Annotated in this window: 24 protein-coding genes; 8 read left to right on the plus strand and 16 right to left on the minus strand. The window is 54.7% G+C overall.

The window, feature by feature from the left end:
- Positions 1–9 precede the first annotated feature (9 nt).
- The 6 genes from metN to proS all read left to right on the plus strand — a co-directional run bounded on the left by metN (position 10) and on the right by proS (position 5589).
- A complete protein-coding gene (gene metN, locus M2422_RS10450; protein ID WP_023310475.1) occupies positions 10–1041 on the plus strand; it encodes a methionine ABC transporter ATP-binding protein MetN in 1032 nt (343 codons plus the stop codon).
- A complete protein-coding gene (locus tag M2422_RS10455) occupies positions 1034–1687 on the plus strand; it encodes a methionine ABC transporter permease MetI (protein ID WP_014168730.1) in 654 nt (217 codons plus the stop codon). The genes metN and M2422_RS10455 overlap by 8 nt, the downstream gene beginning before the upstream one ends.
- A gap of 40 nt (positions 1688–1727) precedes the next feature.
- Positions 1728–2543: a methionine ABC transporter substrate-binding lipoprotein MetQ gene (gene metQ, locus M2422_RS10460; RefSeq protein ID WP_014168729.1), complete on the plus strand. Its 816-nt coding sequence runs from the start codon at positions 1728–1730 to the stop codon at positions 2541–2543.
- A gap of 106 nt (positions 2544–2649) precedes the next feature.
- Positions 2650–3054 (plus strand): Rcs stress response system protein RcsF, encoded by a 405-nt coding sequence (gene rcsF / locus M2422_RS10465; protein WP_008501883.1) that lies wholly within the window; start codon positions 2650–2652, stop codon positions 3052–3054.
- Complete coding sequence (tsaA, locus tag M2422_RS10470; protein WP_064673261.1) at positions 3051–3758, plus strand: tRNA (N6-threonylcarbamoyladenosine(37)-N6)-methyltransferase TrmO; 708 nt, start codon at positions 3051–3053, stop codon at positions 3756–3758. Before rcsF ends, tsaA begins: the two co-directional genes overlap by 4 nt.
- Positions 3759–3870: 112 nt before the next feature.
- A complete protein-coding gene (gene proS, locus M2422_RS10475; protein WP_033144681.1) occupies positions 3871–5589 on the plus strand; it encodes a proline--tRNA ligase in 1719 nt (572 codons plus the stop codon).
- A 47-nt stretch (positions 5590–5636) separates the two neighbouring features.
- On the opposite strand, the gene nlpE is transcribed toward proS, so the two are convergent.
- Genes nlpE through M2422_RS10490 form a run of 3 tightly spaced genes read right to left on the minus strand, consistent with a single transcriptional unit; the run spans position 5637 to position 7334 of the window.
- Positions 5637–6335 carry an envelope stress response activation lipoprotein NlpE gene (nlpE, locus tag M2422_RS10480; protein ID WP_064673260.1) on the minus strand — a complete coding sequence of 233 codons (699 nt, stop codon included), beginning with the start codon at positions 6333–6335 and terminating at the stop codon, positions 5637–5639.
- 34 nt (positions 6336–6369) lie between these two features.
- Positions 6370–6792: an alternative ribosome rescue aminoacyl-tRNA hydrolase ArfB gene (arfB, locus tag M2422_RS10485; RefSeq protein ID WP_064673259.1), complete on the minus strand. Its 423-nt coding sequence runs from the start codon at positions 6790–6792 to the stop codon at positions 6370–6372.
- Positions 6789–7334 (minus strand): YaeQ family protein, encoded by a 546-nt coding sequence (locus M2422_RS10490; protein ID WP_033144678.1) that lies wholly within the window; start codon positions 7332–7334, stop codon positions 6789–6791. The genes arfB and M2422_RS10490 overlap by 4 nt, the downstream gene beginning before the upstream one ends.
- A 196-nt stretch (positions 7335–7530) precedes the next feature.
- On the opposite strand from M2422_RS10490, the gene M2422_RS10495 reads away from it, so the two are divergent.
- A complete protein-coding gene (locus M2422_RS10495) occupies positions 7531–7731 on the plus strand; it encodes a YaeP family protein (protein ID WP_008501889.1) in 201 nt (66 codons plus the stop codon).
- Positions 7718–7978 carry a Rho-binding antiterminator gene (gene rof / locus M2422_RS10500; RefSeq protein ID WP_008501890.1) on the plus strand — a complete coding sequence of 87 codons (261 nt, stop codon included), beginning with the start codon at positions 7718–7720 and terminating at the stop codon, positions 7976–7978. Before M2422_RS10495 ends, rof begins: the two co-directional genes overlap by 14 nt.
- A gap of 28 nt (positions 7979–8006) precedes the next feature.
- Here the strand turns inward: rof and tilS are convergent, their stop codons facing one another.
- From tilS to rseP, 13 genes are all read right to left on the minus strand, one after another.
- Positions 8007–9296, minus strand: a complete 1290-nt coding sequence (tilS, locus tag M2422_RS10505; protein WP_064673257.1) for a tRNA lysidine(34) synthetase TilS — start codon at positions 9294–9296, stop codon at positions 8007–8009.
- 58 nt (positions 9297–9354) lie between these two features.
- Entirely contained in the window at positions 9355–9744 is a 390-nt protein-coding gene (locus tag M2422_RS10510) for a VOC family protein (protein ID WP_023334583.1), read from the minus strand.
- Positions 9745–9809: 65 nt separating this feature from the next.
- Complete coding sequence (locus tag M2422_RS10515; protein ID WP_064673256.1) at positions 9810–11942, minus strand: lysine decarboxylase LdcC; 2133 nt, start codon at positions 11940–11942, stop codon at positions 9810–9812.
- Between the two features lie 100 nt (positions 11943–12042).
- Positions 12043–13002: an acetyl-CoA carboxylase carboxyl transferase subunit alpha gene (accA, locus tag M2422_RS10520; protein WP_023310466.1), complete on the minus strand. Its 960-nt coding sequence runs from the start codon at positions 13000–13002 to the stop codon at positions 12043–12045.
- Positions 13003–13014: 12 nt separating this feature from the next.
- Positions 13015–16497: a DNA polymerase III subunit alpha gene (gene dnaE, locus M2422_RS10525; RefSeq protein WP_033144674.1), complete on the minus strand. Its 3483-nt coding sequence runs from the start codon at positions 16495–16497 to the stop codon at positions 13015–13017.
- A 38-nt stretch (positions 16498–16535) separates the two neighbouring features.
- Complete coding sequence (rnhB, locus tag M2422_RS10530; RefSeq protein ID WP_024907528.1) at positions 16536–17132, minus strand: ribonuclease HII; 597 nt, start codon at positions 17130–17132, stop codon at positions 16536–16538.
- Positions 17129–18277 carry a lipid-A-disaccharide synthase gene (lpxB, locus tag M2422_RS10535; RefSeq protein ID WP_023334578.1) on the minus strand — a complete coding sequence of 383 codons (1149 nt, stop codon included), beginning with the start codon at positions 18275–18277 and terminating at the stop codon, positions 17129–17131. The genes rnhB and lpxB overlap by 4 nt, the downstream gene beginning before the upstream one ends.
- The gene (gene lpxA / locus M2422_RS10540) at positions 18277–19065 is read right to left on the minus strand and encodes an acyl-ACP--UDP-N-acetylglucosamine O-acyltransferase (protein WP_023310462.1); all 789 of its coding nucleotides are present in this window, start codon (positions 19063–19065) and stop codon (positions 18277–18279) included. Before lpxA ends, lpxB begins: the two co-directional genes overlap by 1 nt.
- A gap of 3 nt (positions 19066–19068) precedes the next feature.
- Positions 19069–19524, minus strand: coding sequence for a 3-hydroxyacyl-ACP dehydratase FabZ (gene fabZ / locus M2422_RS10545; RefSeq protein ID WP_010426706.1), 456 nt, complete (start codon positions 19522–19524; stop codon positions 19069–19071).
- A 102-nt stretch (positions 19525–19626) separates the two neighbouring features.
- On the minus strand, positions 19627–20652 hold the full coding sequence (lpxD, locus tag M2422_RS10550) for a UDP-3-O-(3-hydroxymyristoyl)glucosamine N-acyltransferase (RefSeq protein ID WP_032644136.1): 1026 nt from the start codon (positions 20650–20652) through the stop codon (positions 19627–19629).
- Between the two features lie 3 nt (positions 20653–20655).
- A complete protein-coding gene (gene skp, locus M2422_RS10555) occupies positions 20656–21150 on the minus strand; it encodes a molecular chaperone Skp (protein ID WP_032644135.1) in 495 nt (164 codons plus the stop codon).
- Between the two features lie 122 nt (positions 21151–21272).
- Positions 21273–23690, minus strand: a complete 2418-nt coding sequence (bamA, locus tag M2422_RS10560) for an outer membrane protein assembly factor BamA (RefSeq protein ID WP_259140604.1) — start codon at positions 23688–23690, stop codon at positions 21273–21275.
- Positions 23691–23719: 29 nt separating this feature from the next.
- On the minus strand, positions 23720–25072 hold the full coding sequence (rseP, locus tag M2422_RS10565; protein WP_033144672.1) for a sigma E protease regulator RseP: 1353 nt from the start codon (positions 25070–25072) through the stop codon (positions 23720–23722).
- Positions 25073–25083 lie beyond the last annotated feature (11 nt).

Raw genomic sequence — 25083 nt, forward strand, 5'->3', positions numbered from 1 at the left:
AATAATCTAATGATTAAACTTTCCAATATCACCAAAGTGTTCCAGCAGGGGAACCGAACCATTCAGGCGCTGAACAACGTCAGCCTGCATGTTCCTGCTGGTCAAATTTATGGCGTCATTGGCGCATCGGGTGCAGGTAAAAGCACGCTGATTCGTTGTGTTAACCTGCTTGAGCGCCCAACCCAGGGCAGCGTAGAAGTTGGCGGCCAGGAACTTACCGCCCTCTCAGAGAAAGAACTCACCAAAGCGCGTCGTCAGATTGGCATGATCTTCCAGCACTTTAACCTGCTGGCTTCCCGCACCGTGTTCGGCAACGTTGCCCTGCCGCTTGAGCTTGATAACACGCCAAAAGAAGAAGTGAAGCGTCGCGTCACCGAGCTGCTCGACCTCGTAGGTCTGGGCGACAAGCATGATAGCTACCCGGCAAATCTGTCCGGTGGGCAAAAGCAGCGTGTGGCCATTGCCCGCGCGCTGGCAAGTAATCCTAAGGTACTGCTGTGCGATGAAGCCACCAGCGCACTGGATCCGGCAACCACGCGTTCGATTCTGGAACTGCTGAAAGACATTAACCGTCGCCTGGGCCTGACGATCCTCCTTATTACACATGAGATGGACGTGGTGAAACGCATCTGCGACTGCGTGGCGGTCATCAGCAACGGTGAACTGATCGAGCAGGACACGGTAAGTGAAGTCTTCTCGCATCCGAAGACGCCGCTGGCACAGCAGTTCATCCAGTCCACGCTGCATCTGGATATTCCGGAAGATTATCTGGAGCGTTTGAAAACCGAACCCGCAGCAGACAGCGTCCCGATGCTGCGCATGGAGTTCACCGGTCAGTCCGTTGACGCTCCCCTGCTTTCCGAAACCGCGCGTCGCTTTAACGTAAACAACAACATCATCAGCGCGCAGATGGATTACGCCGGTGGCGTGAAGTTCGGCATCATGCTGACAGAAATGCACGGCACACAAGAAGAAACCCAGGCCGCGATTGCCTGGCTGCAAGAACACCACGTAAAAGTAGAGGTACTGGGTTATGTCTGAGCCGATGATGTGGCTGCTGGTTCGCGGCGTTTGGGAAACGCTGGCAATGACCTTTGTCTCTGGCTTCTTTGGTTTTGTGATTGGCCTGCCGGTCGGCGTACTGCTGTATGTGACGCGTCCGGGTCAAATCATTGAGAACGCGAAACTGTACCGTACGCTCTCTGCGCTGGTGAACATCTTCCGTTCTATTCCCTTCATTATTCTGCTGGTGTGGATGATTCCGTTTACCCGCGTGATCGTCGGAACGTCTATCGGTCTGCAGGCGGCCATTGTTCCGCTAACCGTGGGGGCTGCGCCGTTTATCGCCCGTATGGTGGAAAACGCCCTGCTGGAGATCCCAACCGGTTTGATCGAAGCCTCACGCGCGATGGGCGCAACGCCGATGCAGATCGTCCGCAAAGTCCTGCTCCCGGAAGCACTGCCGGGCCTGGTGAACGCGGCAACCATCACGCTCATCACGCTGGTCGGTTATTCCGCAATGGGTGGCGCAGTTGGCGCTGGCGGTTTAGGCCAGATTGGTTACCAGTACGGCTATATTGGATATAACGCTACCGTGATGAATACCGTTCTGGTATTGCTGGTTGTTCTGGTTTATTTAATCCAGTTCTCTGGCGATCGCATCGTCCGGACCGTTACTCACAAATAACGTTACACACAACACAAACTCTACGAGTTAAGGATAAAACATGGCGTTTAAATTAAAGACCTTTGCAGCAGTAGGCGCGCTGATCGGCTCTCTGGCACTGGTGGGTTGCGGTCAGGACGAAAAAGATCCAAACCACATTAAAGTGGGCGTTATCGTGGGTGCAGAACAACAGGTTGCTGAAGTTGCTCAGAAAGTGGCGAAAGAGAAGTATGGCCTGGACGTTGAGCTGGTGACCTTCAACGATTACGTTCTGCCGAACGAAGCGCTGAGCAAAGGCGATATCGACGCTAACGCCTTCCAGCATAAGCCATACCTGGATCAGCAGATCAAAGATCGTGGCTATAAACTGGTGGGTGTTGGTAACACCTTCGTTTATCCAATTGCCGGTTACTCTAAGAAAATTAAATCGCTGGACGAGCTGCAGCCGGGCTCTCAGGTTGCCGTGCCTAACGACCCAACCAACCTTGGCCGTTCCCTGCTGCTGCTGCAGAAAGTGGGCCTGATCAAACTGAAAGACGGTGTTGGCCTGCTGCCAACCGTTCTGGATGTCACCGAGAACCCGAAAAATCTGAAAATTGTTGAACTGGAAGCACCGCAGCTGCCACGTTCTCTGGACGATGCGCAGATTGCCCTGGCCGTGATCAACACCACTTATGCCAGCCAGATTGGCCTGACGCCGGCTAAAGACGGTATCTTCGTTGAAGATAAAGACTCCCCGTACGTTAACCTGATCGTGACTCGCGAAGACAACAAGGACGCGGAAAACGTGAAGAAATTCGTTCAGGCTTATCAGTCTGATGAAGTTTACCAGGAAGCCAACAAAGTGTTTAACGGCGGCGCTGTTAAAGGCTGGTAATCTCACCTCAGTGTAATATCATCAGGACGGGCTTATGCCCGTCTTGTCATTTGTGCAGTCAACTGATTCAATATCTGACGTTTTGATTATCCATTGAGGAACTATTATGCGTGCTTTACCGATCTGTCTTTTAGCACTCATGCTGAGCGGCTGTTCTATGCTAAGCAGATCTCCCGTTGAACCTGTTCAAAGCACGGCAACCCCGCCAAAAACCGAGCCTGCAAAACCGAAAGTGGTTCGCCCTGCGCCGGTTCGCATTATCACGAAAGCAGACGAACTCGTCGGTAAACCGTTCCGTGAACTGGGCGAAGTGAGCGGCGAATCCTGTCAGGCAACCAATCAGGACTCACCACCGAATATTCCGACAGCGCGTAAACGTATGCAGATTAATGCCGCAAAAATGAAAGCCAACGCGGTTCTGCTGCACAGCTGCGAAGTCACCAGCGGCACGCCGGGCTGCTACCGTCAGGCGGTTTGCATCGGTTCAGCGCTGAACATCACGGCGAAATGAGTGCATTTCAGTTCGAGCAGATAGGCGTTATCCACTCTCCTTATAAAGAGAAGTTCGCCGTCCCCCGCCAGCCCGGTCTTGTGACCAGCGGAAGCGGTGAGCTTCACCTGATTGCGCCTTACAATCAGGCCGATGCGGTACGCGGGCTCGAGGCTTTCAGCCATTTATGGGTGGTGTTCGTGTTTCACCAGACGATGGAAGGCGGCTGGCGTCCTACCGTGCGCCCTCCTCGTCTTGGCGGAAATGCGAGAATGGGCGTGTTTGCGACCCGCTCGACCTTCCGCCCAAACCCGGTTGGCATGTCGCTGGTTGAACTGAAAGGCATACGCTGCCAGAAAGATCGGGTGATACTGGAGTTAGGTAGCCTGGACCTGGTAGACGGCACGCCGGTAATCGACATCAAACCCTATTTGCCCTTCGCCGAAGCGCTCCCGGACGCGCGTGCAAGTTATGCTCAGGACGCACCGCAGGCGGACATGCCTGTTTATTTTACGCCAGAGATAACCGCGCAGATCGGCCAGCTGGAGAAACGCTATCCTCGCTTACGGGATTTCATCACTGAAGTTCTGGCACAGGACCCGCGTCCGGCCTACCGTAAAGAAGAGGAAGAAGGAAAAACGTACGCCGTCTGGCTGCTCGATTTCAACGTTCGCTGGCGCGTCACCGGGGCAGGTTTTGAAGTGTTTGCCCTTGAACCCAGGTAATTTTGTTCTCCTCTCTTTTGGCATCTTTGCCACACTGGTAAACTAAACCACTTTTTTTGTGTCAGGCTGGTGTTTCAGCCTGTTCCAATCGTCGAAATGGAACCGTAACAACATGCGTACTAGCCAATATCTGCTCTCCACTCTGAAGGAGACGCCTGCCGACGCCGAAGTGATCAGCCATCAGCTGATGCTGCGCGCCGGGATGATCCGCAAGCTGGCCTCCGGGTTATACACCTGGCTGCCGACCGGCGTGCGCGTCCTGAAAAAAGTCGAAAACATCGTGCGTGAAGAGATGAACAACGCCGGTGCTATCGAGGTGTCCATGCCTGTGGTTCAGCCCGCTGACCTGTGGCAGGAGAGCGGCCGTTGGGAACAATATGGTCCTGAACTGCTGCGCTTTGTCGATCGCGGCGAGCGTCCTTTCGTTCTCGGCCCAACGCATGAAGAAGTCATTACCGACCTGATTCGTAATGAGCTGAGCTCTTACAAACAGCTGCCGCTGAACTTCTTCCAGATCCAGACCAAGTTCCGTGACGAAGTTCGCCCACGTTTCGGCGTAATGCGCTCTCGCGAATTCCTGATGAAAGATGCTTACTCTTTCCATACCTCTCAGGAATCACTCCAAGAGACCTACGACGCAATGTACGCGGCGTACAGCAAAATCTTCTCCCGCATGGGTCTGGATTTCCGTGCTGTGCAGGCTGATACCGGCTCCATCGGCGGTAGCGCATCCCATGAGTTCCAGGTCCTGGCGCAGAGCGGTGAAGACGATGTGATCTTCTCTGACTCTTCAGACTACGCGGCGAATATCGAATTTGCAGAAGCGCTGGCGCCAAAAGAACCACGCGGGGCGGCAACGCAAGAGATGACGCTGGTTGATACGCCAAACGCTAAAACCATTGCCGAGCTGGTTGAGCAGTTCAATCTGCCTGTCGAAAAAACCGTGAAAACGCTGCTGGTGAAATCCACCGAAGGCAGCGCTTACCCGCTGGTTGCCCTGCTGGTGCGTGGCGATCACGAGCTGAACGAAGTGAAAGCCGAGAAGCTGCCGCAGGTAGCCAGCCCGCTGACCTTCGCAACGGAAGCGGAAATCCGCGCCGTGGTGAATGCGGGTCCAGGTTCACTGGGTCCAGTCAATCTGCCGGTGCCGGTTGTTATTGACCGCACGGTTGCGGCAATGAGCGACTTCTCCGCAGGTGCGAACATCGACGGTAAACATTACTTCGGCATCAACTGGGATCGCGACGTGGCGACGCCGGAAGTGGCTGACATCCGTAACGTGGTTGCAGGCGATCCAAGCCCGGACGGCCAGGGTACCCTGATGATTAAGCGCGGCATCGAAGTGGGTCATATCTTCCAGCTGGGTGATAAATACTCTCGCGCGCTGAACGCGGCTGTTCAGGGTGAAGATGGCCGTAACCAGATCCTGACCATGGGTTGCTACGGTATCGGGGTGACGCGCGTGGTGGCTGCGGCGATTGAGCAGAACTACGACGAACGCGGCATCGTCTGGCCGGACAATATTGCGCCGTTCCAGGTGGCCATTCTGCCAATGAACATGCACAAGTCTTACCGCGTGCAGGAGCTGGCCGAGAAGCTGTATGCCGAGCTGCGCGCTCAGGGTATCGAAGTGCTGATGGATGACCGTAAAGAGCGTCCAGGCGTAATGTTCGCCGATATGGAACTGATCGGTATCCCGCACACCGTCGTCATCGGCGACCGTAACCTCGACAGCGATGAGATTGAATACAAATACCGTCGCAGCGGCGAGAAACAGATGATCAAGACCGGCGACATTCTTGATTACCTGGTGAAAGCCATCAAAGGCTAAACAAAAAACCCCGCTCAGGCGGGGTTTTTTAATGGCTCAGCATCAGCTTATTTACTGTTACAGTCTTTACCCGCAACAAACTTCGCGTATTTATCTGCCACCAGCGTTTTCACCATCTCTCCGCTATCCGGGTTTGGCTCCAGCGTAAAGTGACCGTCAACCGTCAGCAGTACCGGCTTACTGTCATTGCCGCGTGCCACAGCGTAATCACGTTCAAGCTGCGCATTGTTTGCCACGCTGACCTTCCTGCCGGTTGCGCAGTCGGTAAAGATCGCCGCATCCGCCATATAGAAGTACATCCCCCGCATTGCCATCGGCGTGGCAGGCAGAGCCGCTTTTACCGGCGCCAGCGTGTAGTTGAACTGGGATTCAATCGGGTTGCCTTCGCGGTCAAGCATCTCCATTCCCTCACCTTTGGCGCGGAAAAAGGTTTTCTCACCGGAGGTATCCGTCAGGACCAGCTTCTCCGCCGTACGTGCCCAGGTTCCATAAGTGGCAAAAGAAGAAGGCTCTTTAGCGCCCTGATAGCGCTGATTCATCACCCAGGTGCCATCTTTTTGCAGGAACAGCGACGTTTCAATGCCTTCGCAGTCCGCGCAAGGCAATACGCCGCGCCAGCTTTGCTGCATCGGTTTTAATTCTTCCGTTTGCGTGGGTTGTAAAACCTGCGTTTCGGAGCGGTTGTTACACCCAAAAAGCGCAAACAGCGTACTCACTGCCAGCGCTGACCATAATGCTTTTTTCACAATGAATTCCTTATGAAAAGTGTGTTCCCTTTCGTCACTCTGTCGGGCGACGAACTTTACCGCGTAGTGCTTTCACTGTGGATTTTTGGGCCTTCGAGGACAACCGACGCTCTTTCGATGCGCGGGTCGGCCGCGTTGCCCGGCGGCTTTTTTGTACTGCCGTTAGCTCTTTGATGACCGCCACCAGCCTGGCTATCGCCGCTTCCCGGTTGAGCTCCTGGCTGCGGTACTCCTGGGCTTTGATCACAATCACGCCATCGCTGGTGATCAGGTGATGGCTGGCGGCAAGCAGGCTTTCTTTATAATACTCTGGCAGGCTTGAGGCCCGAATGTCAAAACGCAAATGGATAGCCGTCGACGCCTTGTTGACGTGCTGCCCGCCTGCTCCCTGCGCACGGATGGCGGTGATCTCGAGCTCGCTGTCAGGGATGCTGACGTTTCGGGACAAGACGATCATGACGCGGGTTGCCACGCCGTTAAATGAATTTCCAGATTATTCTGAGAATCAGAGAGCCAGATGGCGCCATCCTGAATCGTCGCCTGCAAAACCATGGTCCGGCTGGCAAATTCGCTCAACTGCGCCAGCTGCTCATCATCCAGATACCAGACCGTGAGATTTTTAAACTGTCCGCACTTGCTCTTGTTTTGCTGCCACCAGATCTCCGCAGCGCGCTGATTATATGCGAATAAGGCCACTTCAGCGGACTGGGTGCAGGCCTTCTTAATTCTGCGCTCGTCAGGTAGGCCGAGTTCGATCCACAAATCGATACCCAGATGATCGTTGCGCAGCCAGGCTTCAGGCTCGTCTTCTGCGCTTAACCCACGGGAAAACTGCAGACGCTCGTCGGCATACTTAATCCACGCCAGCAGGCGCAGCATCATGCGCTCCTGGGTTTCGGAGGGGTGGCGTGCCAGCGTAAGCGACGCGTCGAGGAACTGGTTGCGATCCAGATCGGCCACATTGACCACAGCTTTATAAATTGTCGCTTTCAGCGCCATGAGAGAACTCCATTCGAATCAGGCGCACATTGTAGCGAAAACCGCGGCAAAAGGCTGTTACAGGGTGTTAAATACACCGCTATCAAGGCCCTGATATTGCTTAAATGAGTATGGTATAGTCACCTTGCTAAACCGAGTTTATCTTCGTAGGCTTAATGATATCTCACAGTAAGTCAGTGCGCTGGCGGGAGGGGATGTGAATAATTATTGTGAGTTAATTCGCAAACGGTATGCGGAAATCGCCAGCGGAGATCTGGGGTATGTCCCGGACGCGTTGGGCTGTGTATTGAAGGTGCTTAATGAAGTGGCCTCTGATGAGAGCCTTTCAGAGTCGGTCAGGGAAAAAGCAGCGTATGCTGCGGCGAATTTACTGGTGAGCGATTATGTCGATGAATGATACTTATCAACCCATCAATTGTGATGACTATGACAACCTCGAACTCGCCTGCCAGCATCATTTATTACTGACGCTGGAGCTAAAAGATGGCGAAGTGTTGAAGGCGAAAGCCAGCGATCTGGTTTCACGAAAGAATGTGGAATACCTGATAGTGGAAGACGCCGGGGCGACGCGTGAGCTGCGTCTGGACAAAATAGCCAGCTTCAGCCACCCGCAAATCGGCACCGTCGTGGTGAGCGAATCCTGATGACACTAACGGGCAGCCTGGCTGCCCGTTACGCTTTCTGCCACTCAAAACGGACACCCTCTTCTGACCACCCCTCTTCCGTAATGAACACCCCTGCCGCAGCGATCAGCGTTTCACCGTAGAACAGTAGCGGCGTGGTGTCGCGCAGCCACGGCGGCACGTTGCACTCCTGCCATATTTTCTTCAGCTTTCGTCCCCCGTTGCGCCCGACGATATGCAGCAGGCCGCCAGCCTTAAAGCGCACGGTGACCGGTTCACCGGGCTTCGGCAGCCGCACATGACCAGACGACAGAAGAGAAACGCGTCCTGCCTCACAGGGCAATATCAGGGGCGCGTCAGGAGAAAGCCAGTCGAGCACCACATCGGTCAGCGAGGGCATGGATTTTATCCACCAGAGCTCCCCTTTATAACGTCTAACCTCAAAACCGTTCAGGTGGACGCACGGAGAAGCATCATCCCGCGCCAGTGCGACTTCGTCCCAGATACGGCTCAGCATTGTCCTCGACGGCATCGCGGCGCGATGAAAGGCCAGCCAGCGCCGTAACAGCGCGGCGCGACGTACCGGGCTCATCGCTTTCATCGGTGCGATCGCCAACGCCCCGTCGGCAGAAATGAGTGCAGCCAGCTCGTCGCTCAACAGTTCATCCAGCAACGATTCCTGTTCGGCGCACAGCATGGCGCTTCTTGCCGTCGCGTCGGCGAAATGCGGCCAGCGCTCGCCTAAAAGCGGGAGGACGCGCAGACGCAGGAAGTTACGGTCATAGCCGTCATCCTGGTTACTCTCATCTTCGATCCAGTTCAGCTGTTGTTCTCGCGCCCAGGCTTCCAGCGAGGCACGCGTCTCGCCAAGCAGCGGACGCAGTAGCGTTGTGCCGGCAAATTCAGAACGCGTCGGCATGGCAGAAAGTCCCGCCGGGCCGCTGCCCCGCTTAAGGGCCAGCAGAAAGGTTTCACACTGATCGTCCAGATGCTGGGCCGTGACCAGCGCTTCTCCAGGACGTAATGCCCCGGCAAATGCGGCATAGCGGGCTTTCCGCGCCTGCGCTTCGATGCCCAGCCCCTCCTCCGCAAGCGTGACGCGCTCAACGATGAGCGGGATCGCCCAGGCCGCACACAAGGCTTCACAGTGCACCACCCACGCCTCTGCGTGAGGACTTAATCCGTGGTGAATATGCATAGCCCGAAGCTGGACGTCAGGTTCCCGATCGCGCCAAAGCTTAAGGCGATGCAGCAACACGGTAGAATCCAGGCCACCGCTAAACCCCACCAGCAGCTGGCGGTACGGTGAAACGGCTTGTGCGATAGCGGGTGAGGTCATAGGAGATTACACATAAAAAATGCCCGAACTGAGCGGGCATTATCACACAGGACAACCATTACTGCTGATAAAGCTCCAGCGGCAGGCCATCCGGATCGTTGAAAAAAGTAAAGCGCTTGTCGGTGAACGGATCGACGCGTATCGCTTCGCACGTCACGCCGTGCGCTTCCAGATGCTTAACTGCGCTATCCAGGTCATCGACGCTGAAGGCAAGATGACGCAGGCCGCAGGCTTCCGGGCGGGAGGGACGCGCAGGCGGAAAAGGAAAAGAGAACAGCTCAATCACATATTGCCCGTTTAACGCCAGATCGCCCTTCCATGAATCGCGCTCCTCGCGGTAGGCCTCGCTCATGAGCGTAAAGCCCAGGATGTCGCAGTAGAAGGCCTTACTTTTCGCGTAATCGGTCGCAATGATCGCAATATGATGAACAGCTTTTAAACCCAGCATAGCTTCTCCTTTTTATGATGCCTGAACGTTACAACCGAAAACCCGCGCCTGGCAAGCGGTCACCCTTATTTTAGGACTCGCACCCAGTAAACGCCGCTCTCGTCGCGCTTCGCACCGTGGATATCCGTCTCAAAACCGGGATAGTGCCGCCCTACCGAACAGAGCATCAGCAGGAAATCAAGCACCGCCCGACTCTCTTCGGTAATCATCTCTCCCGGCATCAGGAGCGGAACGCCCGGCGGGTAAGGCAGGATCATGTTAGCCGATACGCGGCCGACCAGGTTTTCCAGCTCGACGGTTTCGACCTCCCCTTTCACCTGGCGCTGCCATGCCTTGTGCGGGGTAAACTTCATCTCCGGTAAGACATCGAACGCCTGAAGCATCAGACGCGGCAGATCGTGCTGACGGATCAGCCTGTGGATCCCCTGGGCCAGATCCTGAATGCGCATATTTCGATAGAAGTCAGGATCCTCCGCGTAGAGATCCGGCAGCATGTTCTTCACCCGCAGGTTGAGATCGTAGGCGCGCTTAAACTCCATCAGGCCGCGCAACAACCCCATCGCGCGGGTTTTGTCGATCCCGATGCTGAAAAGGAACAGCAGGTTATAGGGGCCGGTTTTCTCCACCACCACGCCACGTTCATCAAGGAATTTCGCGACCAGCGCGGCCGGAATACCTTCATCGCTCATCTTGCCCTGCTCATCCATGCCCGGCGTCAGGATCGTCACTTTTACCGGGTCGAGGAACATATGGTCGCTATCGGCATCCCGGAAGCCATGCCAGTCTTCGCCGGGCGAGACGGGCCAGCATTCGGCTTCATCAATCTCTTCCGGCTGCCAGATATCAAAGAACCAGCCGTCGGCTTCATCTTTAAGCCGCTGAACCTCTTTGCGGAAATGCAGCGCGCGTTCCACCGAACGATTGATGAGACGCTTACCGGGATTGCCGCGCAGCATCGCCGCGGCCGTTTCAATAGAGGCCACCAGCGGGTAGCTCGGCGAGGTGGTGGTGTGCATCATAAAGGCTTCGTTGAACGTGTCTTCGTCGTACTCGCCTTTGATGTGAATAAGCGAAGCCTGGGAAAACGCCGCCAGCATTTTATGCGTCGACTGCGTTTCGAAGAACACTTTCCCCGGCACGCGTTCACCGCTCATGCCGCTTTTGCCGGCGTAAATCGGATGGAAATTAGTGTACGGCACCCATGCGGAATCGAAGTGGATCGACGGCACATCCAGCGTCTGTTTGATCCAGTTCGTGTTGTACAGCAGACCGTCGTAGGTAGAGTTAGTGATCACCGCATGGACAGGCCAGCTTGCGCCAGGAATTGCCGCAACCTTACGTTCAATGGCGTCATGGGTGAACTCCCGGCGCGGAATACCCCCAAGAATACCGAGCGCGTTACGCGTGGGCGACAGCCAGAGCGGTACGACGTCGCTCATCATCAGCAGGTGTGCCAGCGATTTATGGCAGTTACGGTCAATCAGCAAGGTGCTGCCAGCAGGCGCAGCGTACATCCCGACGATTTTGTTCGAGGTCGAGGTGCCGTTGGTCACCATATAGCTCTGCTCGGCGCCAAAGGTGCGGGCGATATACTCTTCGGCTTCAAGATGCGGGCCGGTGTGATCCAGCAGGGAGCCTAGTTCGGTGACTGAAATCGACACGTCCGCTTTTAGCGTGTTGCCACCGAAGAAATCATAGAACAGGCAGCCCACCGGGCTTTTTTGATAGGCCGTTCCCGCCATATGACCAGGCGTACAGAAGGTATATTTGCCCTCCTTCACGTAGGTGAAGAGCGCGCGGGTAAAGGGGGGAGTAATGTTATCGAGATATTCATTCGTGTATTGCTGAATGCGGGTCGCAATATCTTCCGCAACGCCGAGGGAATATTCAAAGAACCACAGCGCCATACGCATATCATTGGCGCTGACGTCCATGGTTGAGTGGGTATTGATAAACGCGTACAGCGGGAGGTATTCGTTCAGCTTGTTGATGTCGCTGCACAGTTCGAGATCGTATTCGTCCCAGTCGAAGATCACGCCGCAGATACGCGGGTTATGCTCGATGAACTTCAGCAGATCGGCGCTGTTGTGCGGCCAGATTAGCTGATACCCGCGCGACTGCAGGGATTGCTCCAGCTCCTTAATCGGCTCATCTTTATAAAAGACGCCGTGTGGCCCCATAATGGCAATGATATTCATGGGCTTCCTCCTTAAAAAACATTAGCTAAGCATAGTCCGGCTAAACCGCAGGTATAAAAAAAGCCGCAACATTGTGCGGCTTTTCAGATAATTGTGAAGCTTACGCGTAACCGTAGGTCATCAGACGCTGGTAGCGGCGGTTGAGCAGATCGTCTTTGCTCAGCACGTCCAGATCCGCCAGGTCAGCCAGCAGCTGCGCTTTCAGAGAAGCCGCCATTACTTCCGGCTTACGATGCGCACCACCCAGCGGTTCCGGAATGATGGAATCGATCAGCTTCAGCTCTTTCAGGCGTGGCGCAATGATGCCCATTGCTTCTGCAGCCAGCGGCGCTTTGTCGGCGCTTTTCCACAGAATGGACGCACAGCCTTCCGGGGAGATAACGGAATAGGTGCTGTACTGCAGCATATTCACTTTATCGCCCACGCCAATCGCCAGCGCACCGCCGGAACCACCCTCACCGATAACGGTACAGATGACCGGCACCTTCAGACGAGACATCTCGCGCAGGTTGCGCGCGATGGCTTCAGACTGACCGCGCTCTTCCGCGCCCACGCCAGGGTATGCACCCGGGGTGTCGATGAAGGTGATGATTGGCATGTTGAAACGCTCAGCCATCTCCATCAGACGCAGGGCTTTACGGTAGCCTTCTGGTGCTGGCATACCGAAGTTACGACGGATTTTCTCTTTGGTTTCACGACCTTTCTGATGACCAATGATCATCACCGGGCGTCCGTCCAGACGCGCGATACCGCCAACGATAGCTTTATCGTCAGCGTATGCGCGATCGCCTGCCAGTTCGTCAAATTCGTCAAACGCCAGGCGGACATAATCCAGGGTGTACGGACGCTGTGGATGGCGAGCCAGCTGGGCCACCTGCCATGCGCCGAGATCGGCAAAGATTTTGCGCGTCAGCTCTACGCTTTTCTCGCGCAGACGATGCACTTCTTCGTCGATGTTAATATCCAGTTTTTCATCCTGACGGCTTACCGCTGTCAGAGAATCGATTTTCGCTTCCAGCTCAGCAATCGGCTGTTCGAAATCAAGGAAATTCAGACTCATAGTATTCCTGTATTAGTCAAACTCCAGTTCCACCTGCTCCGAACCAATGAGGCCACGGAGATCGTTCAGTAAACGATCGCTCGGAGAGACACGCCACGTTGCACCAAAGCGCAACCGCGCACGTGCATCCGCCCTCTGATAGTAGAGATGTACTGGAATTGTCCCCGAGCGGTGGGGTTCCAGAGACTGACGGAGTCGGTTTAAAAGCTGGTCATCAATTTGCCTGTCCGTCAGCGAGATAGCAAGCCCGCGAGCATATTTTTCCCGGGCTTCGTCAATGTCCATCACTTCGCGGGCGGTCATTTTAAGCCCCCCACTGAAGTCATCAAAGCTGACCTGTCCGCTGACGATAAGTATGCGGTCTTTTTCCAGCAATTGCTGGTATTTATCCAGCGCGTCGGTGAACAACATCACCTCCAGACGCCCGGAACGGTCATCCAACGTACAGATGCCGATACGATTACCGCGCTTGGTGACCATAACCCTTGCGGCAATCACGAGCCCCGCAGCCGTGGTGATTTTACCACGTTCTGTCGGATGCATGTCTTTAAGCCTGTGGCCGCCGACATAGCGCTCAATTTCTTTGATGTACTGGTTGATCGGGTGCCCCGTCAGGTACAAGCCTAACGTCTCACGCTCCCCATCCAGTACCACCTGTTCTGGCCACGGCTGGCAGTTGGAATAAGATTGCTCGATCTGCTCTGGCTCTTCCGCCAGCACGCCGAACATATCCGCCTGACCAATGGCTTCCGCTTTTGCATGCTGATCCGCCGCTTTCAGGGCGTCGCCGAGGGAATTCATCAGCGCGGCGCGGTGCGGCCCCAGCCTGTCAAACGCGCCGGACATGATCAGTTTTTCCAGCACGCGACGGTTCAGTTTTTTGGTGTCGGTACGGGCGCAAAGATCGAACAGCTCGCGGAAATACCCGCCGTTGTTACGCGCTTCGATGATCGCCTCGATCGGACCTTCGCCCACACCTTTGATCGCGCCGATCCCATAAACGATCTCTCCATCGTCGTTGACGTGGAAGTGGTAGAGCCCTGAGTTAATATCCGGCGGCAGGATCTTAAGCCCCATGCGCCAGCACTCGTCCACCAGGCCAACCACTTTCTCGGTGTTGTCCATATCGGCCGTCATTACCGCCGCCATAAATTCAGCAGGATAGTGCGCTTTCAGCCACAGCGTTTGATACGACACCAAAGCATAGGCGGCGGAGTGAGATTTGTTAAATCCGTACCCGGCGAATTTCTCCACCAGGTCGAAGATTTTCATCGCCAGCTCGCCGTCAACGCCGTTTTTCTTCGCCCCGTCTTCAAAGATGGAGCGCTGCTTGGCCATCTCTTCCGGCTTTTTCTTACCCATCGCACGACGCAGCATGTCCGCGCCGCCGAGCGTATAGCCGGAAAGCACCTGAGCAATCTGCATGACCTGTTCCTGATACAGGATAATGCCGTAGGTTGGCTCCAGCACCGGCTTCAGGCTTTCATGCTGCCACTGAACGTCCGGGTAAGAAATCTCTTCGCGACCGTGCTTACGGTCGATAAAGTTATCTACCATCCCTGACTGCAGTGGGCCCGGACGGAACAGGGCGACCAGTGCGATCATATCTTCGAAGCAGTCGGGCTGCAGGCGTTTAATCAGATCTTTCATGCCGCGGGATTCAAGCTGGAAGACGGCCGTCGTCTCCGAGCGCTGCAGCATGTCGAAACTTTTCTTGTCATCCAGCGGAATGGCGGCAATGTCTATCGGCTCAAGGCCCTGCTTTTCCCGGCGCGGGTTGATCATCTTCAGCGCCCAGTCGATGATCGTCAGCGTACGCAGGCCGAGGAAGTCAAACTTCACCAGCCCGGCGTATTCTACGTCGTTCTTATCAAACTGAGTAACCGGATGCTCACCCGCTTCATCGCAGTAGAGCGGCGCGAAGTCGGTAATTTTGGTCGGGGCGATAACCACGCCCCCCGCATGCTTACCGGCGTTACGCGTGACGCCTTCCAGCTTGCGCGCCATGTCAATCAGCGCTTTCACTTCTTCGTCAGCTTCGTAGATTTCCGGCAGCTGAGGTTCGGCTTCAAACGCTTTTGCCAGCGTCATGCCCGGATCGGGCGGCACCAGCTTCGAAATACGATCGACAAACCCGTACGGGTGGCCCAGCACGCGGCCGACGTCACGAATAACCGCCTTCGCCGCCATCGTACCGAACGTAATAATCTGCGATACCGCATCACGGCCGTACATATCGGCAACGTGCTCGATCACCTGGTCGCGTTTCTCCATGCAGAAGTCGACGTCAAAGTCGGGCATGGAAACACGTTCCGGGTTAAGGAAACGTTCGAACAGCAGGTCGAATTCCAGCGGATCGAGGTCGGTAATTTTAAGCGCATAGGCCACAAGCGATCCCGCACCGGAGCCACGTCCCGGTCCAACCGGTACGCCGTTATCCTTCGACCACTGGATAAACTCCATTACGATCAGGAAGTAGCCCGGGAAGCCCATCTGGTTGATTACCTGGAGTTCAATATCCAGGCGCTCATCGTACGGCGGCCGCTTCTCTTTGCGAACGGCCTCATCCGGGAACAGGAATTCCAGACGCTCTTCCAGACCTTCCTTTGATTTCACGACCAGGAAATCTTCCGTGGTCATGTCACCCGTCGGGAACTGCGGCAGGAAGTATTCACCGAGGCGGACGGTAACGTTACAGCGCCTGGCGATCTCTACGCTGTTTTCCAGCGCTTCGGGGATATCGGAGAAGAGTTCACACATCTCCTCCTCGCTGCGCATGTACTGTTGAGCGGAGTAATTACGCGGCCGTTTCGGATCGTCGAGCGTGAAGCCATCGTGGATCGCCACGCGAATTTCGTGAGCGTCAAAATCTCCCGGCTCGAGGAAGCGTACATCGTTTGTCGCGACGACGGGCAGCCCGCGTTCTTCCGCAAGTGCGACCGCCGCATGGAGATAGCTCTCTTCGTCCTGGCGACCGGTGCGGATCAACTCCAGATAATAACGATCCGGGAAATACTCCTCATAGAACGAGACGCACTGATCCACCAGCGCGCTATTGCCGCGCAGCAGACATTTACCGACATCGCCCATACGGCCGCCAGAGATCAGCAGCAGCCCTTCGTTCAGCTCAGCCAGCCAGTCCCTGTCGATCCACGGGCCCAGCGCACCATATCCGCGCTGATAAGCTTTTGAGATAAGCAGAGTGAGGTTTTGATAGCCCGTGTTGTTCATCGCCAGCACGGAGATTTGCGTCATTTCATCGCCGACGAGATCGCTCTGGACATGAAAATCTGCGCCGACGATAGGCTTCATTCCCGCACCGTGCGCCGTTCCGTAGAACTTCACCAGGCCACACAGGTTGGTAAAATCGGTGATCGCCAGCGCGGGCATGCCAAGGGAGGCCGCCTTTTTTACCAGCGGCCCGGTCTTCGCCAGCCCATCGATCATGGAGTAGTCGCTATGCACCCGCAGGTGTACGAAACGTGGTTCAGCCATCTTCAGATTCCGCGTTACTTAATTGCTTGCGTATTGATTCAGGACACCCGTCCCAGCGCGCGTTTCACCGGGCCAAAACTGCGCCGGTGATGTTCGGTTGCGCCATGTTCAGCCAGCCTTTCCAGATGGAAAGGTGTGGGATAACCCTTATGCTGGGCGAAACCATACTGAGGATAAGTGAGGTCCAGCGCGGCCATTTCGGCGTCGCGCGTCACTTTGGCAATGATAGAAGCTGCGCTAATTTCTGCGACCCGACTATCGCCTTTGACGACCGCCATTGAAGGCATGGGCAATGCCGGACAGCGGTTGCCGTCAATCAGGACATATTCCGGGGAAATTTTCAGACCTGCTACCGCACGCTGCATCGCCAGCATCGTGGCATGCAAAATATTCAGCTCGTCTATTTCATGCGGTTCAGCGCGCCCCAGGCTCCAGGCCAGCGCCTTCTCCTGAATCTCACTGAACAGCGCCAGACGGCGTTTTTCAGACAATTTTTTTGAGTCGTTCAGCCCGATAATCGGGCGAGCCGGATCGAGGATCACCGCGGCAGTCACCACAGCCCCGACCAACGGGCCACGACCCACTTCGTCCACGCCCGCCACAAGGCGAGTGTGAGGATAAACAAATTCCATCATTTTGCTAACTCCAGCACCGCATCAGCCGCTTGCTCATCAGCATTACAGCGGATCAGTTGATGCAGTTCGCGGAAGGTATCGTGCATCTGGTGGCTGGTCTTGCCGTTCGCGAGCAGCGGCAGTAGTGCATCGGCAAGCGCCTGCGGCTGGCACTCATCCTGCAGCAGCTCTTTCACCAGCTCGCGCCCGGCAAGCAGGTTTGGCAGGGAGACATAATCCGTTTTAACCAGACGTTTTGCCAGCCAGAAAGTGAACGGCTTCATGCGATAACCGACCACCATCGGGCATTTCGCCAGCATGCATTCCAGCGCCGCCGTGCCGGAGGCCAGCAGCGCGGCATCGCTCGCATACATCGCTTCCCGCCCTTTCCCGTCCAGAAGACGGACGTGAAGATCCGGGGCGACTTCCGCTTTGATGCGCTCAAACTGCTCACGGCGTTTGGCATTTACCAGCGGAACAACCACTTCAAGATCCGGATAGGTCTGGCGAAGAATTTGCGCAGTTTTGAGGAAATCGGCGCTCAGCATCTCAACTTCTGCGCCACGGCTGCCCGGTAGCAGTGCCAGACAGTGCACATCGTGCGGGATGCCCAGCGCGTCGCGCGCCGCGTTTTTATCCGGATCCAATGGCATCGCATCCGCCATGGTATGACCGATAAAACGGCACGGAACATTAAATCGGTCGTAAAACGCTTTTTCGAAAGGCAGGAAAGCCAGCACCAGGTTGGTGGACCGTCCGATTTTGAAAACGCGTTTCTGTCGCCACGCCCAGACGGACGGACTGACGTAGTGAATCGTTTTGATACCCTGCTTTTTCAGATTCCCTTCGAGGGTAATGTTGAAATCAGGTGCATCAATACCGACAAACACATCGGGTTTGAGTTCGGTAAAACGGCGGGTGAGATCGGCGCGGATGTGCAGCAAACGGCGTAGCCGTCCCAGCACCTCAACGATGCCCATCACGGCGAGTTCTTCCATTTCATACCAGGCTTCACAGCCTTCGGCCTGCATCAGCGGGCCAGCAACGCCGACAAAGCGAGCATTGGGTACACGCGCCTTAAGCGCGCGGATGAGACCGGCACCAAGAATATCGCCGGAGGTTTCTCCGGCGACCAGGGCTATCGTAAGCGGACGACTGTCGACCATTAACGAATCAGACCCCTTGTTGAACGGTCAAAGAATTCCATGAACGCGTTCACTTCCGGGTGCTTATTCGCCAGCTCGGCAATTTCCGGCTTCGCCTCTTCCAGCGTTTTACCGCTACGGTACAGCAGTTTGTACGCGTTGCGGATGGCAGTAATCGCTTCGCGACTAAAACCACGACGCTTGAGGCCTTCGATGTTCACGCCAAACGGCGTGGCATGGTTGCCCTGCGCAATCACATACGGTGGGACGTCCTGCGCCACACCGGAGCATCCGCCAACCATCACGTGCGCACCAATGATGCAGAACTGATGGACTGCGGTCATGCCGCCAATAATTGCGAAGTCATCAACCGATACGTGTCCTGCCAGCGTTGCGTTGTTGGCAAGAATACAGCGGTCACCCACGGTACAGTCGTGCGCAATATGCGCATTAACCATAAACAGGTTATCGCTGCCCACCTTCGTCAACCCACCACCCTGTACTGTTCCACGATGAATAGTGACGCTTTCGCGAATACGGTTACGATCGCCAATTTCCAGACGGGTCGACTCACCAGCATATTTCAGATCCTGGTTAACTTCGCCGATGGAAGCGAACTGATAGATCTCGTTATTGCAGCCAATGGTCGTGTGACCATTCACGACAACGTGAGATTTCAGTACTGTACCCTCACCAATTTCGACATGGGGTCCAACAATACAAAACGGGCCAATGTGGACGTTAGCGCCAATGATGGCACCGGTTTCCACAATAGCGGTAGGATGAATAAAGGCGGATTTATCAATCACGTATCAGGACTCCCGGCTACGAGCACACATCATCGTCGCTTCGCAAACAACTTTGCCGTCAACCAGCGCTACGCCTTTGAAGCGAGTCAGGCCACGACGCGTTTTTTCAAAAGTGACTTCCATGATCATCTGATCACCAGGCACGACAGGGCGCTTAAAGCGCGCTTCATCAATACCCGCGAAGTAATACAGCTCACCTGGCTCCAGTTTGCCAACGCTTTTAAACGCCAGAATACCGGTAGCCTGAGCCATCGCTTCCAGAATCAACACACCCGGGAAGATAGGCTTACCAGGGAAGTGTCCCTGGAAAAACGGCTCGTTCACGGAAACATTTTTCACTGCGCGCAGAAAACGACCTTCTTCAAAATCCAGCACACGGTCTACCAGCAGAAACGGGTAGCGGTGCGGCAGAAGTTCTAAAATCTCTTCAATATGCAGAGTATGAGTGTCAGTAGTCAAAATACTCTTCCTGTCAAAATGTACTGATAACAATAATAACACGGCCTGCCGGTTTATTAGAAAGCCGACAGGCCGGGAAAAATAGCGTTAAACGGATGACGCTTAATCTTGTTGATCGATCTTACGCTCAAGGGACTTGAGGCGCTTGCTCATATCATCAATGTTCATCACCAGAGCTGCTGTTTTACGCCATACCTTGTTGGGTTGTAGCGGAATACCTGAGGAATAGACGCCAGGTTCAGTGATAGGACGCATTACCATGCCCATTCCCGTCACAGTCACCTTGTCGCATATTTCCATATGGCCATTAATCACGCTCGCGCCGCCAATCATGCAATAACGGCCAATTTTCAGGCTGCCTGCCATAATGACGCCACCCGCAACCGCGGTATTGTCGCCAATCACAACGTTATGCGCAATCTGGCACTGGTTATCGATGATAACACCATTGCCAATGATCGTGTCGTCAAGCGCGCCACGGTCAATGGTGGTACAGGCGCCGATCTCTACGCGATCGCCAATAATAACGCGACCAAGCTGCGGGATCTTAACCCAGTTACCACGATCGTTAGCGTAACCAAAGCCATCAGAACCAATAACGGTGCTGGACTGGACGAGGCAATTTTCGCCAATTTCAACATCATGATAAACGGACACATTGGCCCATAAACGGGTTCCGGCGCCGATTTTCGTATTTTTCCCAACGAAGCAGCCCGGGCCAATGACGACGTTATCGCCCAGCACAACGCCGGATTCGATAACTGCATTCGCGCCAACGGCGACGTTGTTACCAAGCCTGGCCGTCGCATCAATCGCTGCACTGGCCGCAATGTTCTGGGCCGGCTGCGGCGTGGTATCAAGAATTTGAGCCATGCGTGCATACGTCAGGTAGGGGTTTTTCACTACCAGCGCGCTTACAGTGGCAAATGGAAGATCGTCCTGCGTCAGTACAACAGCTGACGCCTGGCATTGAGCCAGTTGCTCACGGTACTTAGGGCTTACCATGAAGGTAATCGTGCCAGCTTTAGCAGATTGCATGGACGCAACAGCGGTGATGACGATATCGCCATCACCGTGTAATTCTGCATCCAACTGCTGAGCTAAATCAGCCAGTCGAATTGAAGGCATTACTTATTTAACCTGTTTCAGAACATCAGCAGTGATGTCTTTAACATCTTTGCTGTTATAAGCAACGGCGTTCGCATCTACAACCAGATCGATACTCTGATCGGCAGCCACTGCTTTAACAGCAGTCTGAATGCGAGTTACCAGCTTGCCGCGTTCTTCGTTAGAACGACGCTGACGATCCTGCTCGAAAGCCTGCGCTTTCTGGGAGAACGTCTGGCGCTGAGCCATTACGTCTTTTTCCAGCTTGCTGCGGTCGCTTGCTTTCATGGTAGAACCATCACGCTGCAGACGCTGCATTTTGGACTGAAGATCGTTTTCCATACCCTGCAGTTCGCTTGCACGGCCTTTGAATTCGTTTTCCAGAGTCGCAGAAACACCCGTTTTCTGTGCAACCTGCTGGAACAAATTACCCATGTTGACGATTGCAATTTTGTCTGCTGCCTGAGCAGAAGTTGCCATCGCTAAACCGAGACCTGCAGCTAATAACCACTTTTTCACAATTAACTCCTTACCATCCCATTGGCACCAGAAGGTACCGTTCTTTGCGTGGCAAGGCGACCGTGTTACCGATCGCCAGTTGTCAGCGCTACACTGCCAACGCATTCCTTTGCAGCGGATTATTACCAGGTTTTACCAATGTTAAACTGGAATTGCTCCGCTTTGTCTCCATCATATTTCTTAAACGGCTGGGCGTAGGAGAAGACCAACGGCCCCAGCGGTGACATCCATTGTAATGCGATACCGGCAGACATGCGAATATTGCTCGGATCGCTGTAGTCAGGAATGCCTTCTGCGCGCATCTGGGCAGTATTCTGCCAGTTGGTATCCCACACGGTACCGGCATCCCAGAAGAAGGACGTACGGACCGAGTTCGCATATTTATCACTGATAAACGGCGTTGGCGTGATGAACTCCAGGCTGGCAACGGCCATGGCGTTACCGCCCACCGCGTCATTGGAGCTACAGACTTCTGACGAGGAAGACTTATCACAGTTATCTTTGTCGTTTCCGCCGTAGTAAACCGCTTTCGGACCAATGTTGTTGGACTGGAAACCACGAACGGTGCTGGAGCCACCCGCATAGAAGTTTTCATAGAACGGCAGTTCTTTGCTACCCAGACCATCGCCATAGCCCCAACGGGTACGACCCAGAACCACCCACTTATGATCGTCATCGATCGGGAAGTAGGACGCGGTATCCAGCGTGACCTTATAGAACTCGTTGTCGGAACCCGGCACGGTAACTTTACCGTTCAGGTTGACGCGAGAACCTTCCGTTGGGAAGTAACCACGGTCGAGACGGTTATAGGTCCAGCCGTAGTTAAAGGTGAAGTCATCCGCCGCGAAGCCATTGTCATTACCATTTTTACTGGTTGACTGGCCGATAGAGTCCAGATAGCGCCACATCGCCACCTGCGGTTGCATGTTGGAGAGGTCGTTATGCACGTAACCCAAGCCCGCACGCAGGGTGTTGTATTCGTTAACCGGGAAGCCAAGCGTACCGTCGACACCGTAACTCTTGTTGGTGTAAGAAGACAGGTCCGCGTCATCTGCTTTAAAGTCGTTATAGAAGATACGACCGCCCAGGCTCACACCGTCTACGGTGAAGTATGGGTTAGTCACAGAGAACTCAGAGTAGGTCTGGTAGTCGTTTTTGGTGCCGTTAATACCGACAGAGTAACCCGTACCCAGCCAGTTATCCTGCTGCACGCCTACCTGGAAGCTGACGCCGCTTTCAGTACCGTAACCCACACTGAAGTTGAAGCTACCGGTGTTGCGCTCTTTCACTTTATATACGACATCAACCTGATCCGGGCTGCCTGGTACGCGCTGGGTATCGGTATCCACCGTTTCAAAATAGCCCAGACGGTTCAGACGCTCTTTACCCTGATCAACGAGGTCGCTTCCCAACCATGCGCCTTCCATCTGACGCATTTCGCGACGCAGAACGGAATCTTTGGAGGTGTCGTTACCGACGAAGCGGATCTTACGCACGTAGAAACGGTTGCCCGCATCAACATTCACGTGCAGCTTAACGGTTTTATCCGCGTCATTGATTTCCGGCTGAGTCTGTACGCGCGGATAGGCATAACCGTAGCGGCCGAGCAGCTTCTTAATGCTGTCTTCCATTTTGGTTACCTTGGAACCGCTATACAGATCGCCCGGCTGAATTTTGGTCAGCGATTCGATTTCAGCAGAATGCCCCGCCAGGTTACCACTCACTTCAACACCAGAAAGCTTGTACTGCTCGCCTTCAGTGATGTTAACCGTAATGTAGATACCTTTCTTGTCCGGAGTCAGACTGACCTGAGTCGAGTCGATGTTGAAACGCGCATAGCCACGATCGAGATAGTAGCTGCGCAGGGTTTCGAGGTCGCCCGCCAGTTTCTGTTTCTGGTATTTGCGATCGCCCACCACGTTCCACCATGGCACTTCATCGCGCAGCTGGAAGGTGGAGATCAGTTCGTCGGTGCTGAACGCGTGGTTGCCGACAATGTTGATCTGCTGGATCTTCGCAGAAACACCTTCCTGGAAGACCAGCTTCAGGTCAACACGGTTACGCGGCAGCGGAGTGACAACCGCTTTCACGCTGGCGCTGTATTTACCGACGCTGTAGTAGAAGTCTTCCAGACCTTTTTCAATGTCTGAAAGGGTTGTGCGGTCCAGGGACTCACCCACACGAACACCAGATGCTTCAAGGTTCTGCTTGAGCATGTCATCTTTCACCGACTTGTTACCGGAGAAAGTGATACTGGCGATCGTCGGACGTTCTTTTACCTGTACCAGCAGCGTATCACCATCGCGCAGGACGCGAACATCCTCAAAGTTGCCGGTGGCAAACAGAGCACGGATGGTGTTACTGATATCATCATCATTAACCGTATCGCCGGGGCGTACAGGCATACTGAGGAGGGCCGCACCAACGGCGACACGCTGGAGGCCTTCGAAATGAATGTCTTTCACTACGAACCCGTCAGCACCGTATACGGTGGCGCTGCTAAACAGCAGCGACGCTATGAGCAACTTTTTCATCGCCATCGTTATTATGCGTTCTTCCTAACACTCTCTTACAACCGAGAGAAATCATTGAAAAGTGCAAGCCCCATTAACAGCACCAGCAAAATCGAGCCAATGCGATAACTAAAGTCTTGAACTCGCTCGGATACCGGTCCGCCTTTTAGCTTTTCAATCGCCAAAAACAGCAGATGACCCCCGTCTAAAACGGGAAGCGGGAACAGGTTGATTATCCCAAGGTTCACGCTAATGAGCGCGAGGAACATGAGATAGTAAATCACCCCGAATTCCGCTGACATCCCAGCCCCCTGAGCAATCGAAATTGGCCCACTGAGGTTGTTCAGTTTCACATCACCGGTTATCAATTTCCCCAACATGTTGACCGTCAGCTTCATCAGTTGCCATGTTTTATCCGTGGCTTCAAGGATGGCGCTGAACGGCCCATACTGGCGTATTGTCTTGTACTCATCTGGCAGCGGGATCACTTTTGGCACAACGCCTGCAAACCCTTCTGCCTTTTTGCCGACCGACTTCGTATCCGGGATCAGCGTCAGCGAAAGCGGACTGCCCTGCCTTTCAACTTCCAGCGCGAGAGACGTTCCCGGATTATCGCGCACCAGAGTAACAAAGGTCATCCACTCTGTTAATGGTTGACCATCGACTTTAACGATCCTGTCGCCCGCTTGCAAACCCGCTTTGCTCGCCGCCGAATTTGCCTGTACTTCGGCTAATACCGGCTCAATCTGCGCGCCGCGTGGACGAATGCCCAGTGCAGCGACGGGATCCTCTTTGTCTGGCTCGAAACGCCAGTGACGTAAATCGAGTACTTTGTCCTGACGCGTATCTGAACCAAACGGCGATACGCTGATGGTGGTCTGCGCATCGCCAATTTTGGCTACCAGCTGCAGTCGCACGGCATCCCAATCAGGGGTTTCGATGCCATCAATCGCTTTAAGTTCCATCCCGGATGTAATTTGCGCACTCGCCGCGATGGAATTGGGGGCAATTTCACCCACCACCGGACGTACGCCAGGGACGCCGATGATAAACACCAGCCAGTAAGCGAAAATCGCAAAGATGAAGTTGGCTACCGGTCCGGCAGCAATGATGGCGGCGCGTTGTCCAACGGTTTTATTGTTGAATGCGCTGTGTCGCAGCTCAGGAGCGACAGGCTCGACGCGTTCGTCGAGCATTTTGACGTAGCCGCCCAGCGGGATAAGGGCGATGACAAATTCCGTGCCGTGGCGGTCGGTGCGCGTCCAGAGTGATTTACCAAAACCGATGGAAAATCGCTCTACGCGCACGCCACAGCGGCGAGCAACCCAGAAATGGCCAAATTCATGCACGGTAATCAGTACACCCAGTGCAACAATGAACGCCGCCAGATTCCAGAGAATGCTCAGCATAAAACCTTCCG

The organism is Enterobacter sp. SLBN-59, from assembly GCF_024807915.1.
In the GTDB taxonomy this organism is placed as follows: Bacteria; Pseudomonadota; Gammaproteobacteria; order Enterobacterales; family Enterobacteriaceae; genus Enterobacter; species Enterobacter asburiae_B.

What these genes read in the sequence shown, in the direction of transcription:
- metN (WP_023310475.1), top strand. Translation starts at nt 10, where the DNA reads ATGATTAAACTTTCCAATATCACCAAAGTGTTCCAGCAGGGGAACCGA.
- rnhB (WP_024907528.1), bottom strand. Translation starts at nt 17,132, where the DNA reads ATGATGGAATTTGTTTATCCTCACACTCGCCTTGTGGCGGGCGTGGAC.
- M2422_RS10490 (WP_033144678.1), bottom strand. Translation starts at nt 7,334, where the DNA reads ATGGCGCTGAAAGCGACAATTTATAAAGCTGTGGTCAATGTGGCCGAT.
- metQ (WP_014168729.1), top strand. Translation starts at nt 1,728, where the DNA reads ATGGCGTTTAAATTAAAGACCTTTGCAGCAGTAGGCGCGCTGATCGGC.
- M2422_RS10515 (WP_064673256.1), bottom strand. Translation starts at nt 11,942, where the DNA reads ATGAATATCATTGCCATTATGGGGCCACACGGCGTCTTTTATAAAGAT.
- M2422_RS10455 (WP_014168730.1), top strand. Translation starts at nt 1,034, where the DNA reads ATGTCTGAGCCGATGATGTGGCTGCTGGTTCGCGGCGTTTGGGAAACG.
- lpxD (WP_032644136.1), bottom strand. Translation starts at nt 20,652, where the DNA reads ATGCCTTCAATTCGACTGGCTGATTTAGCTCAGCAGTTGGATGCAGAA.
- lpxB (WP_023334578.1), bottom strand. Translation starts at nt 18,277, where the DNA reads ATGGTCGACAGTCGTCCGCTTACGATAGCCCTGGTCGCCGGAGAAACC.
- tilS (WP_064673257.1), bottom strand. Translation starts at nt 9,296, where the DNA reads ATGACCTCACCCGCTATCGCACAAGCCGTTTCACCGTACCGCCAGCTG.
- proS (WP_033144681.1), top strand. Translation starts at nt 3,871, where the DNA reads ATGCGTACTAGCCAATATCTGCTCTCCACTCTGAAGGAGACGCCTGCC.
- accA (WP_023310466.1), bottom strand. Translation starts at nt 13,002, where the DNA reads ATGAGTCTGAATTTCCTTGATTTCGAACAGCCGATTGCTGAGCTGGAA.
- dnaE (WP_033144674.1), bottom strand. Translation starts at nt 16,497, where the DNA reads ATGGCTGAACCACGTTTCGTACACCTGCGGGTGCATAGCGACTACTCC.
- rcsF (WP_008501883.1), top strand. Translation starts at nt 2,650, where the DNA reads ATGCGTGCTTTACCGATCTGTCTTTTAGCACTCATGCTGAGCGGCTGT.
- rof (WP_008501890.1), top strand. Translation starts at nt 7,718, where the DNA reads ATGTCGATGAATGATACTTATCAACCCATCAATTGTGATGACTATGAC.
- bamA (WP_259140604.1), bottom strand. Translation starts at nt 23,690, where the DNA reads ATGGCGATGAAAAAGTTGCTCATAGCGTCGCTGCTGTTTAGCAGCGCC.
- rseP (WP_033144672.1), bottom strand. Translation starts at nt 25,072, where the DNA reads ATGCTGAGCATTCTCTGGAATCTGGCGGCGTTCATTGTTGCACTGGGT.
- arfB (WP_064673259.1), bottom strand. Translation starts at nt 6,792, where the DNA reads ATGATCGTCTTGTCCCGAAACGTCAGCATCCCTGACAGCGAGCTCGAG.
- tsaA (WP_064673261.1), top strand. Translation starts at nt 3,051, where the DNA reads ATGAGTGCATTTCAGTTCGAGCAGATAGGCGTTATCCACTCTCCTTAT.
- M2422_RS10510 (WP_023334583.1), bottom strand. Translation starts at nt 9,744, where the DNA reads ATGCTGGGTTTAAAAGCTGTTCATCATATTGCGATCATTGCGACCGAT.